The sequence below is a fragment of the Ralstonia mannitolilytica genome (assembly GCF_905397375.1).
GTDB lineage: Bacteria > Pseudomonadota > Gammaproteobacteria > Burkholderiales > Burkholderiaceae > Ralstonia > Ralstonia mannitolilytica.
Map to the genome: position 1 here is coordinate 287,931 of NZ_CAJPVG010000004.1, position 13,112 is coordinate 301,042.

The 13,112-nt window shown below is 65.1% G+C and carries 13 protein-coding genes; 6 read left to right on the forward strand and 7 right to left on the reverse strand.

The features are described from left to right. The 7 genes from KHN96_RS11290 to KHN96_RS11320 form a co-directional block, all read right to left on the reverse strand. Positions 1–1,044 (reverse strand): glycosyltransferase family 4 protein, encoded by a 1,044-nt coding sequence (locus KHN96_RS11290; RefSeq protein WP_181817423.1) that lies wholly within the window; start codon positions 1,042–1,044, stop codon positions 1–3. A 98-nt stretch (positions 1,045–1,142) separates the two neighbouring features. After that, positions 1,143–2,093, reverse strand: coding sequence for a UDP-2,3-diacylglucosamine diphosphatase (locus KHN96_RS11295; protein ID WP_045787231.1), 951 nt, complete (start codon positions 2,091–2,093; stop codon positions 1,143–1,145). Positions 2,094–2,337: 244 nt separating this feature from the next. Beyond that, on the reverse strand, positions 2,338–3,354 hold the full coding sequence (locus KHN96_RS11300; RefSeq protein ID WP_045787230.1) for an esterase/lipase family protein: 1,017 nt from the start codon (positions 3,352–3,354) through the stop codon (positions 2,338–2,340). 27 nt (positions 3,355–3,381) lie between these two features. After that, positions 3,382–3,906: an RDD family protein gene (locus KHN96_RS11305; protein ID WP_062738368.1), complete on the reverse strand. Its 525-nt coding sequence runs from the start codon at positions 3,904–3,906 to the stop codon at positions 3,382–3,384. 88 nt (positions 3,907–3,994) lie between these two features. After that, positions 3,995–4,846 (reverse strand): DUF3106 domain-containing protein, encoded by an 852-nt coding sequence (locus KHN96_RS11310; protein WP_062738369.1) that lies wholly within the window; start codon positions 4,844–4,846, stop codon positions 3,995–3,997. Between the two features lie 11 nt (positions 4,847–4,857). Continuing rightward, positions 4,858–5,295, reverse strand: coding sequence for a DUF3619 family protein (locus tag KHN96_RS11315; RefSeq protein WP_045787227.1), 438 nt, complete (start codon positions 5,293–5,295; stop codon positions 4,858–4,860). Beyond that, entirely contained in the window at positions 5,292–5,858 is a 567-nt protein-coding gene (locus KHN96_RS11320) for an RNA polymerase sigma factor (RefSeq protein WP_045787226.1), read from the reverse strand. Before KHN96_RS11320 ends, KHN96_RS11315 begins: the two co-directional genes overlap by 4 nt. 359 nt (positions 5,859–6,217) lie before the next feature. Here KHN96_RS11320 and KHN96_RS11325 point away from each other — a divergent pair, with 359 nt between their 5' ends. The 6 genes from KHN96_RS11325 to KHN96_RS11350 all read left to right on the forward strand — a co-directional run bounded on the left by KHN96_RS11325 (position 6,218) and on the right by KHN96_RS11350 (position 13,096). Continuing rightward, the gene (locus KHN96_RS11325; protein ID WP_062738370.1) at positions 6,218–7,975 is read left to right on the forward strand and encodes an acetolactate synthase 3 catalytic subunit; all 1,758 of its coding nucleotides are present in this window, start codon (positions 6,218–6,220) and stop codon (positions 7,973–7,975) included. Next, positions 7,975–8,466, forward strand: coding sequence for an acetolactate synthase small subunit (gene ilvN, locus KHN96_RS11330; RefSeq protein WP_004630835.1), 492 nt, complete (start codon positions 7,975–7,977; stop codon positions 8,464–8,466). Before KHN96_RS11325 ends, ilvN begins: the two co-directional genes overlap by 1 nt. A 75-nt stretch (positions 8,467–8,541) precedes the next feature. Continuing rightward, positions 8,542–9,558: a ketol-acid reductoisomerase gene (ilvC, locus tag KHN96_RS11335; protein WP_045787224.1), complete on the forward strand. Its 1,017-nt coding sequence runs from the start codon at positions 8,542–8,544 to the stop codon at positions 9,556–9,558. Positions 9,559–9,705: 147 nt separating this feature from the next. Further along, complete coding sequence (locus tag KHN96_RS11340; RefSeq protein WP_062738371.1) at positions 9,706–10,353, forward strand: phosphatidylserine decarboxylase; 648 nt, start codon at positions 9,706–9,708, stop codon at positions 10,351–10,353. Positions 10,354–10,365: 12 nt separating this feature from the next. Continuing rightward, complete coding sequence (gene pssA, locus KHN96_RS11345) at positions 10,366–11,238, forward strand: CDP-diacylglycerol--serine O-phosphatidyltransferase (RefSeq protein WP_045787222.1); 873 nt, start codon at positions 10,366–10,368, stop codon at positions 11,236–11,238. A gap of 316 nt (positions 11,239–11,554) precedes the next feature. Next, complete coding sequence (locus KHN96_RS11350) at positions 11,555–13,096, forward strand: 2-isopropylmalate synthase (protein ID WP_045787221.1); 1,542 nt, start codon at positions 11,555–11,557, stop codon at positions 13,094–13,096. Positions 13,097–13,112 lie beyond the last annotated feature (16 nt).

Consider the following 13,112-nt stretch of genomic DNA (forward strand, 5'->3'; position numbering starts at 1 on the left):
TCAGGCACCCGCGGCTGTGGACGGTTGAGCGGTCTTGGCATCGCCCGATGCGGCGGCCGGCATGGGCCGCAGATGCGCAAGGAATTGCTCCGACGCCGCGCGCCATGAGAACTTCTCGGCATGCGCGCGCGCCGTGGCGCGGTCGATGCGCAGCGCTTCCAGGCAGGCCTCCCGCAGGTCTTCGCGCAGGGCGCCGGCCGGGGAATCGCCCAGCACGTCGATCGGACCCGTCACCGGATACGCCGCGACCGGCAGCCCGCTGGCCAGCGCTTCGAGCAGCACCAGGCCAAACGTATCGGTGCGGCTCGGAAAGACGAACACGTCGGCTGACGCATACACCTTGGCGAGTTCCGGCTGCTTGAGCACGCCGAGGTAATTGGCGTTCGGATATTTCGCCTTCAGCCCGGCCAGTGCGGGGCCTTCACCGACGACCCATTTGGAGCCGGGAAGGTCGAGCTCGAGGAAGGCCTCGACATTCTTCTCGACGGCCACGCGGCCGACGTACAGGAAGATCGGATGAGCGGTGTTCAGGACGTTGCCACGCTGCGCCGTGAAGATGTCCAGGTCCACACCGCGCGTCCACAGCACGCCATTGGTGATGCCGTAGTCGGCGAGGTCTTTCAGCACGACGGGCGTCGGCGCCATCACCGCCTGGGCGGGGCTGTGGAACCAGCGCAGGAAGCGGTACGTCCACGCCAGCGGAATGCCGAAGCGCGCCTGCACGTACTCCGGGAAGCGCGTGTGATACGCCGTCGTGTACGGCAGCTTGTGGCGCAGCGCATAGGCGCGCGCGGCCAGCCCCAGCGGCCCCTCGGTGGCGATGTGCAGCGCCTGTGGCGCGAATGTTTCGATGCGCTCCCGCACGCGCTTGGAGGGCAGGATCGACAGGCGGATCTCCGGATACGTCGGGCACGGCACCGTCTTGAATTCAAGCGGCGTGATCATGTCGACGATGTGGCCCATGGCTTCGAGTTCGCGCCGCGTCTGGGTGAGGGTGCGGACGACGCCGTTGACCTGCGGTTCCCAGGCATCGGTGACGATCATGATTTTCACGGGCTCTCCTTGCGGTGTGGCGGATGTCGGATGAATGGCGAGGGCGGGCTGAACGAGATCGATGCCGGTTTGGGTCATGTGGGGTTCCATCAGGCGGTGGCCGCCGCGGCACGGCGTGCGCGGCGGGACGTGCGCGGTGCATCGAGCAGATGCGTCCAGTAGACGATCTGCAGTTCGCCTTCCATCGTTTCGACCAGGGCGGAGAGGCTCTCGACCCAGTCGCCGTCGTTGCAATACAGCTGGCCGTCGATCTCGCGGATCTCGGCCTTGTGGATGTGTCCGCAGACCACCCCGTCGCAGCCGCGTCGGCGGGCCTCGTCGGTCATCACCCGCTCGAACGAGTTGATGAAGTTCACCGCGTTCTTGACCTGGTGCTTGAGGTATTGCGACAGCGACCAATACGGAAACCCCAGCCGCACGCGGATGCGGTTGAAGTGACGGTTCATGGCCAGGATGAAGGTGTAGAGCGAGTCGCCCACGTAGGCGAGCCAGCGCGCGTGCTGCATGACGCCGTCGAACAGGTCGCCGTGCACGACCCACAGGCGCTTGCCCGTGGCCGTCACATGCACGGCGTCTTCCGCGACTTCGATGTCGCCGAAGTTCAGGCCGTGGAACTGGCGCGCCATCTCGTCGTGGTTGCCCGGGATGAACACGACGCGTGTGCCCTTGCGCGCGCGGCGCAGCACTTTCTGCACGACGTCGTTGTGGGCCTGCGGCCAGTACCAGCCCTTGCGCAGCTGCCAGCCGTCGACGATGTCGCCCACCAGGTAGAGCGTGTCGGACTCGTTGTGCTTGAGAAAGTCGAGCAGGTAGGCGGCCTGGCAGCCCGGCGTGCCGAGGTGGATGTCCGAGAGCCAGATCGTGCGGTAGCGGTGCACGTTCTCGGCAGGCGGGTCGGTGTCCTTGTCCGCCGATTGGCCGGGCGTGAGCGCCTGGGTCGGTGTGCTGGCTGGCGTCTCGTGATCTCGCACGTCACCCCGACCGGCCGGCGCGGCCGAGCCGAGCGCACCGGCGGCGGACAGGCCCGCGGCCAATTGCATCAGGGGCGGTGGAGCGTTCCAGTCGGAACCGGTGAGGAGGGCAGCGCGAAAGCGTTGCGCGAGGCGGCGGAGAAAACCAGGGCGCGATGGCAGATTGGGCGAGACCATGTCGGCAACGGAGGCTGCGTTGGACCGATTTCGCCACCGCTGCGTGAACAAGCCATGTCAAAAACATGACCGTCACATGACGGGGTCGCCGCAAGACAAGGCGGCGTTGGCCCGAGAGTCTTGCCGGTGGCGCGTTTCAGGCCGCAGGGGCCGGGAGGCTCGCTTCAATGCGCGCCAGCTCTGCCAGCACCGCCTGGCGTATGCGCGCGTCGCATAGCAGCGACACATGGCCAATGCCGGAGAACGCAATGTGCCGTGCGCCATCGAGCCACGATGCGCCGGCCGGCCCGACAATGGAGTCGTGCCACGAGAAGATCGACGTGATGCGCGCGCGCGCGGCGGCCGTTTCAGACGCTGCCAGGCGCCGCAGCCACGGGCTGGCCCACGCCATCTGGCGCACGTTGTGGCCGCGGCCCGTGCGCGCCATCGCCGTACCACGGTGCGGTGTGCCGAGTGTGATGACGTGCGCGATGAAGTCGGCCTCGCACTGCCGAAGCGCAGCGCGTGCCGCGAGGCCGCCCATGCTGTGGCAGAGCAGGACGGGCGCGCGGCCGTGGGCGTGCGTCAGGCGCGCAACGGCAGCGGATATGTCGCTGGCGTAGTCGTCGATGTCGCCCAGCAGCGGCATGAGGTCGATGGCCTCGGTCGGGTGGCCGGCAGCGGCCAGGTGCTTCTGCATGGGCAGCCACACCGCGCGGTTGCAGCCATAGCCGTGGATCATCAGTACAGGCACGCGCCTGCCGTCACGCGCCGGCGCATCGAACGCAGCATGTGCGCGAAACGGCTGCAGCACGTTGAACATCCACGCCACGGATACACATTCGCGGAGCCAGCAGCCGACGAAGCCGAGGAGGCCGATGCGTTGCGTGCTGGGCACGGGCATGCGGTCCCACGTCGGGTCGTCCGGTATTGCTACGCCCAGGTTCGTCGACGAGACGAGAAACGCCCAGCCGACCGACAGCAGATAGGCCATCACCAGCACGATGCCGGCGAGCAGCGCGGCCATGGGCCAGCGCCATCCGCCCCAGTGATGCAGGCCCCATGTCACGGCGACCGTCGCCGCGCACTGCAGCGCGACGGCAACGCGGCGTGCCGTGGCCGCCGTCAGGAAGGAAAGGGGAACCGTGGAGGCGGGCAGGTCGGCGCGCGTCATGTTGAACCGGCCGCCTGCAGGGTGGGGTCAGTCGCGCACCAGCCGCGTGCCGGCCAGGCGATCGTGCAGGAACTGCCGTTGCGGATCGAGCCACGCCAGCGCGCCCCAGGCGAGCAGACAGACCGCTGCCACGGCCGCGCCCGTCCAGCGGGATGCCCCGCTCAGGTGGATGATGCCGACTGCCGCGGCCACCCACATCCACGCCAGCACGTAGCGCGCAACGGCACGGCCGAACGAAATGCGCGAACCGTCGGCATTGACCACGCGCATGCGCCATGTCTGCATCGCCAGGGTCCGGCCGCGCTTGCACCAGAACCCGACGAAGTAGGCGCCCATCGCCAGGAAGCCCCAGACCTGCAGGCCCACATCGCCGGTGCGCGCCAGCGGCGGCACGATGGCCCGCAGAAGCAGGAACACGGCGGTCGCTCCGAACATCACGCCGAACAGCAGCAGGCCTTCATAGAGCATGCCCGCTAGACGGCGGCGCAGGGTGGGCGCTGCGAGCGCATCGTGCGCCGCAGCCGAGGAAGCAGGGGAAGCGGGAGTGGCCATCGAACGGGTGAGCGCGGCAAGCGCAATCCAACATCCGCCGGCAAGGCTTGCGCGGCGCTGTTCGGATTATGCCAAAGGGTGTGCCGGCTCAGCCGCCGAGCACCGTGGACGGGGGCGGACTCCCCGATTCGCCCCCCGTCGTGGTGGACGGCGCGGCGGGCTGCGCAGGGGCGGGGGGCGTGCTTACCGGTGCGGGTGCCGCAACGGCGGGCGCCGAGGCAGCGTTCGGAGCCGGCGTGGCCGCGGGGCTGGACGCTGTAGCCGTCACCTTGCCAGGCGGCGTCGTGCGCGTCGTGCCAGGCTTCGTGCGCCCATGATGGACCGCCTTGGCAGCATCCTTGGCGAGGCTCGCATTGCCGGGCAGCGCCGTGACCGCAGACGGATGTTTCTGCGCCTTGGCGGCGGCCGCCAAGGCCTTCTTCTGCTCATCCGACAGCTTCTGGTAGCTCTGCCAGGCCTCGCTTTTCTTCTGCAGCGGCACGGACTTGGTGGTCTGGAAGTTCTCACGCGCACGGTGGCGCTGCTCGGGCGTGAGCTTGACCCAGTCGGCCATGCGGGTTTGCAGGCGCTGCTGCTGGGCCGGCGTGTATCTCGGATACGCCTGCGCGATCTGCAGCCACTTCTTGCGCGCAAGCTCCGGCATGTCGTTCCACTCCGGTGCCAGCGGCGCCAGGATGCGCTGCTGCACGATGGTCAGTTCCGACCAGTTCGGGTGGACGGAGGGCCGCGGATTGGTTGCAGGCGGCGTCGGCAGGTCGACCGGGGCGTTGACGATGACCCCCGATGCAGCAGGCACCGGCGCCGAAGCGCTGGTGCCCTGTGCGATCGCGAGCCCTGCCGTCAGTCCTGCGGTACCAAGCAGCAGGGCCACGCTGTTGCGCAGACGCCGGATCCGATCGCCGCGCGGTGGTTGGCCGTGGGTGTGGAAGACGTTGCTCATCGATCAGCCTGTCACTGATCGTGCTTCAGGTACTGGTGGAAACCTTGGTCGGCGTAGGCCGCCAGCGGCAGGTCGTCGAGCAGCATGGCGGTGTCGACCTCGGCGAGCTCGTCCACGCGCTGCTGTTGCTGCCACTGGTAGATTCCAGCGAGGCCCGCAACCAGCGCGATGGTCGGCCACAGCAGGCCGAACCGGCGCAGGAACGCTGCGGCGCGTTGCAGCGGCGAGGCGCCGCTTTCCATCTCGAACGACGCCGAACCGCCACCGGGCAGCGCCAGGGCGGGCGCATGGACCGTCCGCGGGGCTTCCGCTTTCTTGTGCGCAAGCGCCGTGCGGCGCGCCGCTGCGAGGCGGTCGCGCACATCGGGCGGCAACTGCCCGGCCGACTCGTTCAGAGCGGTGCGGACGGCGTGCACAAAACGGCGTTCTCGGAGTTCTGCCTTGTTCATAGTCGGATACCTCGCGCCCGCAGCGCCTGGGCCAGGGCGTGTGTTGCCCGCGAGCAGTGCGTCTTTACGCTGCCCTCGGAACAGCCCATTGCCAGGGCCGTCTCGGCAACATCCATGTCTTCCCAGTAACGCATCAGAAAGGCTTCCCGTTGACGTGTGGGGAGCTTCTCGATTTCGCGCTCCAGGATCTCGAGCACCTGCGCACGTTCCACCTTGTCGGCGCTGGACTCCGCCGCTGTGGAGCCGGCTTCGCTTTCGATGAGTTCGAGCGGGTCGGTGTCGTCGCCCTCGGCATCGGAGCGAAAGCTCGAGAACAGGCTCACCCAGGTGTTGCGCACCTTGCTGCGACGGAACCAGTCATGGATCGTGTTCTGCAGGATGCGCTGGAACAGCAGCGGAAGCTCGGCTCCGGGCTTGTCGCCGTATTTCTCGGCCAGCTTGATCATGGCGTCCTGCACGATGTCGAGCGCGGCATCGTCGTCGCGCACCGCAAAGACCGCCTGCTTGAAGGCGCGTTTTTCGACGCTTAGGAGGAAGGCCGACAGTTCCTGTTCAGAGGCCATACAACGGCGAGTGCGAATCCTGTGGGGCAGCCGGGGCGAAATTCACACTGTCATATGTGATCCTAGCGCCGCGTGGCAGCGACGGCCAAGGCCGTCAAAAATGTTGCGATGCTAGCAAAAATGCGGGTCGGCGGACACCCCGAGTGTCTGGCGGGCGGCCCGACGTGGCGAATCTTGGCGCTGCTGGACCGCCATGCGGCATTCCAGTATCATCCCCGGTTCACAATATCTGTGGTTTGTCTCATCTGGCTGCCCATCAGGCGGTCCATCCATGCAGACGCGCAACCGCTCAAACCCGCGCCACAAGCCCGGTAGAGAGCATCCGAACAATTTTTTGCCGAAAATTGCAAAGGACTGAAATGAATATGCCAAGCGCGGAATTTTCCCACGCCAATAGCGGTTCATCTGCCGACATGATGGGGGCTGACATCCTCGTCAATGCGCTCGCGGCAGAGGGCGTCGAGTTCGTCTGGGGTTACCCCGGCGGCGCGGTGCTCTACATCTACGACGCGTTCTACAAGCAGAACAAGATCGAACACATCCTGGTGCGCCATGAACAGGCGGCAGTCCATGCGGCTGACGGCTATGCGCGCGCCACGGGCAAGGTCGGTGTCGCCCTCGTGACGTCCGGCCCCGGCGTGACGAACGCCGTGACCGGCATCGCCACCGCCTACCTGGATTCGATCCCGATGGTGATCATCACCGGTAACGTGCCGACGCACGCCATCGGCCAGGATGCCTTCCAGGAGTGCGACACCGTCGGCATCACGCGCCCGATCGTCAAGCACAACTTCCTGGTCAAGGACGTGCGCAATCTCGCCTCGACCATCAAGAAGGCGTTCTACATCGCCTCGACCGGCCGCCCGGGCCCGGTGGTGGTGGACATCCCCAAGGATGTCTCGCGCGAACTGTGCAGGTACGAGTACCCGAAGACCATCGAGATGCGCTCGTACAACCCCGTCAACAAGGGGCACTCGGGTCAGATTCGCAAGGCAGTAAGCCTGCTGCTGCAGGCCGAACGTCCGTACATCTATTCGGGCGGCGGCGTGGTGCTGGCCGAGGCCAGCGAAGAGCTGCGCCAGCTGGCCGCACTCACGGGCTACCCCGTCACGAACACGCTGATGGGCCTGGGAGCATTCCCGGGCACCAGCAAGCAGTTCGTGGGCATGCTCGGCATGCATGGGACGTACGAAGCCAACATGGCCATGCAGAACTGCGACGTGCTGATCGCCATCGGCGCGCGGTTTGACGACCGCGTGATCGGCAGCCCGGCACACTTCTCGTCGCAGCCGCGCAAAATCATCCACATCGACATCGATCCGTCGTCCATTTCCAAGCGGGTGAAGGTCGACATCCCCATCGTCGGCAACGTCAAGGACGTGCTGCAGGAGATGATCGCCCAGATCCAGTCGGGCGAAGCCAAGCCGAACAAGGCGGCGCTCGCGAAGTGGTGGGAGCAGATCGAACAGTGGCGCAGCGTCGACTGCCTGAAGTACGACCGCACCTCCGAGATCATCAAGCCGCAATACGTGGTGGAGAAGATCTGGGAACTGACCAATGGCGACGCTTTCATCTGCTCCGACGTCGGTCAGCATCAAATGTGGGCCGCGCAGTTCTACAAGTTCAACGAGCCGCGCCGCTGGATCAACTCCGGCGGTCTGGGCACGATGGGTGTCGGCCTGCCGTACGCGATGGGTATCAAGAAGGCGTTCCCGGACAAGGAAGTCGTCACCATCACGGGTGAGGGCTCGATCCAGATGTGCATCCAGGAACTGTCGACCTGCCTGCAGTACGACACGCCCGTGAAGATCTGCTCGCTCAACAACGGTTACCTCGGCATGGTCCGCCAGTGGCAGGAAATCGAGTACGACAACCGCTACTCGCATTCCTACATGCAGGCGCTGCCCGACTTCGTGAAGCTGGCCGAATCGTATGGCCACGTCGGCATGCGCATCGAGAAGACGTCTGACGTCGAGCCCGCACTGCGCGAGGCTTTCCGACTCAAGGATCGGACCGTGTTCCTCGACTTCCAGACCGACCCGACCGAAAACGTCTGGCCGATGGTCCAGGCAGGCAAGGGCATCTCCGAAATGCTGCTCGGCGCGGAGGACCTGTAATGCGTCACATCATTTCCGTCCTGCTGGAAAACGAACCGGGCGCGTTGTCGCGCGTGGTGGGCCTGTTCTCGGCGCGTGGCTACAACATCGAGACGCTGACGGTCGCCCCGACCGAAGACGCCTCGCTGTCGCGCATGACCATCGTCACGACCGGTTCGGACGACATCATCGAGCAGATCACCAAGCACCTGAACCGCCTGGTGGAAGTCGTCAAGGTCGTCGACCTGACCGAAGGTGCGCACATCGAGCGCGAGCTGATGCTCGTGAAGGTGCGCGCGGTCGGCAAGGAACGCGAGGAGATGAAACGCACCGCGGACATCTTCCGCGGCCGCATCATCGACGTGACCGAGAAGACCTACACGATCGAGCTGACCGGCAACGGCAGCAAGCTCGACGCGTTTCTCGATGCCATCGATCGCACTGCCATTCTCGAGACCGTTCGCACAGGCGGCTCGGGCATCGGCCGCGGCGAGCGCATTCTGAAGGTTTGAACCGGCGCGTGCACCAGCGTGCAGCTGCGGCCGGACCCCATCGATATCGAAGTATCTGAAAATTAGGACATCAACATGAAAGTGTTTTACGACAAGGACGCCGACCTCTCCCTGATCAAGGGCAAGAACGTCACCATCGTTGGCTATGGCTCGCAAGGCCACGCCCACGCCCTGAACCTGAACGACTCGGGCGTGAAGGTGACGGTCGGGCTGCGCAAGAACGGCGCGTCGTGGAACAAGGCCGTCAACGCCGGCCTGCAGGTCAAGGAAGTGGCCGAGGCGGTGAAGGAAGCCGACGTTGTCATGATCCTGCTGCCGGACGAGCAGATCGCCGATGTGTACAAGAACGAAGTGCACAACAACATCAAGCAGGGCGCCGCACTGGCATTCGCGCACGGCTTCAACGTGCACTATGGTGCCGTGATTCCGCGTGCCGACCTGGACGTCATCATGATCGCCCCGAAGGCGCCGGGTCACACCGTGCGCGGTACGTACACGCAAGGTGGCGGCGTGCCGCACCTGATTGCCGTGCACCAGGACAAGTCGGGCACAGCGCGTGACATCGCCCTGTCGTACGCCACCGCCAACGGCGGCGGCCGCGCCGGCATCATCGAGACGAACTTCCGCGAAGAAACCGAAACCGACCTGTTCGGCGAGCAAGCCGTGCTGTGCGGCGGTACCGTCGAACTGATCAAGGCTGGTTTCGAGACGCTGGTCGAAGCCGGTTACGCTCCGGAAATGGCTTACTTCGAGTGCCTGCATGAGCTGAAGCTGATCGTCGACCTGATCTATGAAGGCGGCATCGCCAACATGAACTACTCGATCTCGAACAACGCCGAATACGGCGAGTACGTCACCGGCCCGCGCGTGGTGACGGAAGAGACCAAGAAGGCCATGAAGCAATGCCTGAAGGACATCCAGACCGGCGAATACGCCAAGAGCTTCCTGCTGGAGTACAAGGCCGGCCAGCCGACGCTGATCTCGCGCCGCCGCCTGACCGAAGAGCACCAGATCGAGCAAGTTGGCGCCAAGCTGCGTGCGATGATGCCGTGGATCGCCAAGAACAAGCTGGTCGACCAGTCGAAGAACTGATCGGACGCATCTTGTGCGAGAAAGCCAGCCTTCGGGCTGGCTTTTTTTTATGCTGATTCCAGGACGCCAGATACTGTTTCAAGTGCTGGCGCGGCCCCGTGTCGGCTAGAATGCCGCATTTCCTTCAAGACGCTGTCGAGGTCTGAGTTGAACAACACGTATCCGCATCCCATCATCGCCCGTGAGGGCTGGCCGTACCTGGGCGCGATCTTCGTCGTCTCGCTCATCGTGCAGATGGCCGCCGGCTTTGGCTGGGCGTGGCCGTTCTGGGTGCTGACGCTGTTCGTGCTGCAGTTTTTCCGCGATCCGGCGCGCCCCGTGCCAACGCAGGCCAACGCGATTCTCTCGCCGGCAGACGGCCGCATCGTTGCCGTCGAACAGGTGCGCGACCCGTACGCCGATCGCGATGCGCTGAAGATCAGCGTGTTCATGAACGTGTTCAACGTCCACTCCAACCGCGCGCCGGTCGATGGCACGGTGCAGCAGGTGCAGTACTTCCCCGGCAAGTTCGTCAACGCAGACCTGGACAAGGCGTCGCTCGAAAACGAGCGCAACGCCATCGTGCTGCGCCGCGGCGACGGCCAGCTCGTCACGTCCGTGCAGGTGGCCGGCCTCATTGCGCGGCGCATCCTTTGCTACACCAGGGTTGGAGAGACGCTCGCGCGCGGGCAGCGCTACGGTTTCATCCGCTTTGGTTCGCGCGTTGACGTGTATCTGCCGCTCACTGCCCGGCCGCGCGTGACGATCGGCGAGAAGGTGTCCGCCACCGTCACGGTGCTCGCCGAGCTGGACTGACCGGAGGCCGCCATGCCCGCGTTCAACCGCCGCAAGAAGCGCTTCACCGCCGGCAACGTGACGCACCTGCGTCCGCTGCGACACAACCAGCCGCGCTCGGATGACGACGATCTCGAAATCGTGCGCCCGCGCCGCCGCGGCATCTATCTGCTGCCCAACGCGTTCACGACGGCGGCCCTGTTTGCCGGCTTCTTCGCGATCGTGCAGGCGATGAACCTGAACTTCGAGACCGCCGCCATCGCCATCTTCGCGGCGATGGTGCTCGATGGCATGGACGGCCGTGTCGCGCGCATCACCAACACGCAAAGCGCGTTTGGTGAGCAGTACGATTCGCTCTCCGACATGGTCTCGTTTGGCGTGGCGCCGGCGCTGGTCATGTACGAATGGATCCTGCGGGATCTGGGCAAGTGGGGCTGGCTCGCCGCGTTCGTGTATTGCGCGGGGGCCGCCCTGCGCCTGGCACGCTTCAACACCAACATCGGCGCGGTCGACAAGCGCTTCTTCCAGGGTATGCCAAGCCCCGCTGCGGCAGCCCTGATCGCCGGTTTCGTCTGGCTGGCCATCGACAACAAGCTGCCCGTCAAGGAGCTCTGGATGCCGTGGGTAGCATTCGGGCTGACGCTGTACGCAGGGCTGTCGATGGTGTCGAACGCGCCGTTCTACAGCGGCAAGGCGCTCGACGTGCGGCATCGCGTGCCGTTCGGTGTGATGGTGCTGGTGCTCGTGCTCTTCGTCGTGGTGTCCAGCGACCCGCCGGTCGCGTTGTTCGGGCTCTTCGTGGGCTACGCGGTGTCAGGCTACCTGCTCTGGGGCTGGCGCACGTTGCACGGGCAACAGGGCAGTCCGCGCCTGCCGAAACAGGTTTCCGACGATGTGCACGAGTGATCCGTGCGTGACGTTTTTGTGCGCTTGCGTCAATTTTTGAATTCGTCTATAGTCGTTCGCATGCTTTCGCGCCCGATTTCCATTCTGATTACGCTAGTCTCGATTGGTGGCCTACTAGGTCATCAGGTCGGGACACGCGCATAGGAAATCGCAAGACGAGGCAAGCAAAACCGCCAAGTTTTCGCGAACCAGGATTCAACAGCGCCCCGGCCTGCAACCATGCATGCCGGGGCGTTTTGCATTCTGCGCCGCAAAAAACGATCCGAGACACCATCAAGACCGACGCCAAAAACGTCACCCCCACCAAGGAGCCGCAATGAGCGACAAACTCATCATTTTCGACACCACCTTGCGCGACGGCGAGCAGTCCCCGGGTGCGTCGATGACCAAGGAAGAGAAGATCCGCATCGCCAAGCAGCTCGAGCGGCTCAAGGTGGACGTGATCGAAGCCGGCTTCGCAGCCAGCTCGAATGGTGACTTTGAGGCGATCCGCGCGATTGCGCAGTCGGTCAAGGATTCGCGGATTTGCTCGTTGGCCCGTGCGAATGATCGCGACATTTCCCGCGCTGCCGAGGCGCTCAAGCCGGCGGGGCAGTTCCGCATCCACACGTTCATCGCCACGTCGGCGCTGCATATGGAGAAGAAGTTGCGCATGACGCCGGACCAGGTGTACGAGCAAGCGCGTCTGGCGGTGCGCTTCGCGCGCCAGTTCACGGACGACATCGAGTTCTCGCCCGAAGACGGCAGCCGCTCCGACATGGACTTCCTCTGCCGCGTGCTGGAAGGCGTGATCGCCGAGGGCGCGACCACCATCAACCTGCCCGACACAGTGGGCTATGCGGTGCCGGAGGGCTACGCCGGGCTGATCCGCTCGGTGCGCGAACGCATTCCGAATTCGGACAAGGCGATCTGGTCGGTGCATTGCCACAACGATCTCGGCATGGCGGTCGCCAATTCGCTGGCGGCCGTCAAGCTTGGGGGCGCACGCCAGATCGAATGCACGATCAACGGCCTGGGCGAGCGCGCCGGCAACACGAGCCTCGAAGAGGTCGTGATGGCGGTCAAGACGCGCCGGGACTACTTCAACCTCGATGTCGGCGTCGATACCACGCAGATCGTGCCGGCCTCCAAGCTGGTTTCGCAGATCACCGGTTTTGTCGTGCAGCCGAACAAGGCCGTGGTGGGCGCCAATGCCTTCGCTCACGCGTCGGGCATTCACCAGGACGGCGTGCTCAAGGCGCGCGACACCTACGAAATCATGCGCGCCGAAGACGTGGGCTGGACGGCCAACAAGATCGTCCTCGGCAAGCTCTCGGGCCGCAACGCATTCAAGCAGCGCCTGCAGGAACTCGGCATCGAGCTGGATTCGGAAGCCGAGCTGAACGCCGCATTCCAGCGCTTCAAGGAACTGGCGGACCAGAAGGCCGAGATCTTCGACGAGGACATCGTCGCCATCGTCTCCAATGAAGCGCAGCACAGCGAGGGCGAGTACTTCCGCTTCGTGTCGCTGTCGCAGCGCTCGGAAACCGGTGAGCGCCCGCACGCGCGCATCGTCTTCGTGGCCGACGGCAAGGAAGTGACCGGTGAAGCCGAGGGCAACGGCCCCGTCGATGCCACGCTCAACGCCATCGAAAGCCGGGTCGCCAGCGGCGCGGAGCAGCTTCTGTATTCGGTCAACGCCATCACGACGGGCACGCAGGCTCAGGGCGAGGTGACGGTGCGTCTGTCCAAGTCCGGCCGCATCGTCAACGGCGTGGGCACCGACCCGGACATCGTCGCGGCGTCGGCCAAGGCCTATCTGGCCGCCCTGAACAAGCTGCAGGACAAGAGCAGCGAGAAGCTCAATCCGCAGATCTGAGCGCCGGCCTCAACGC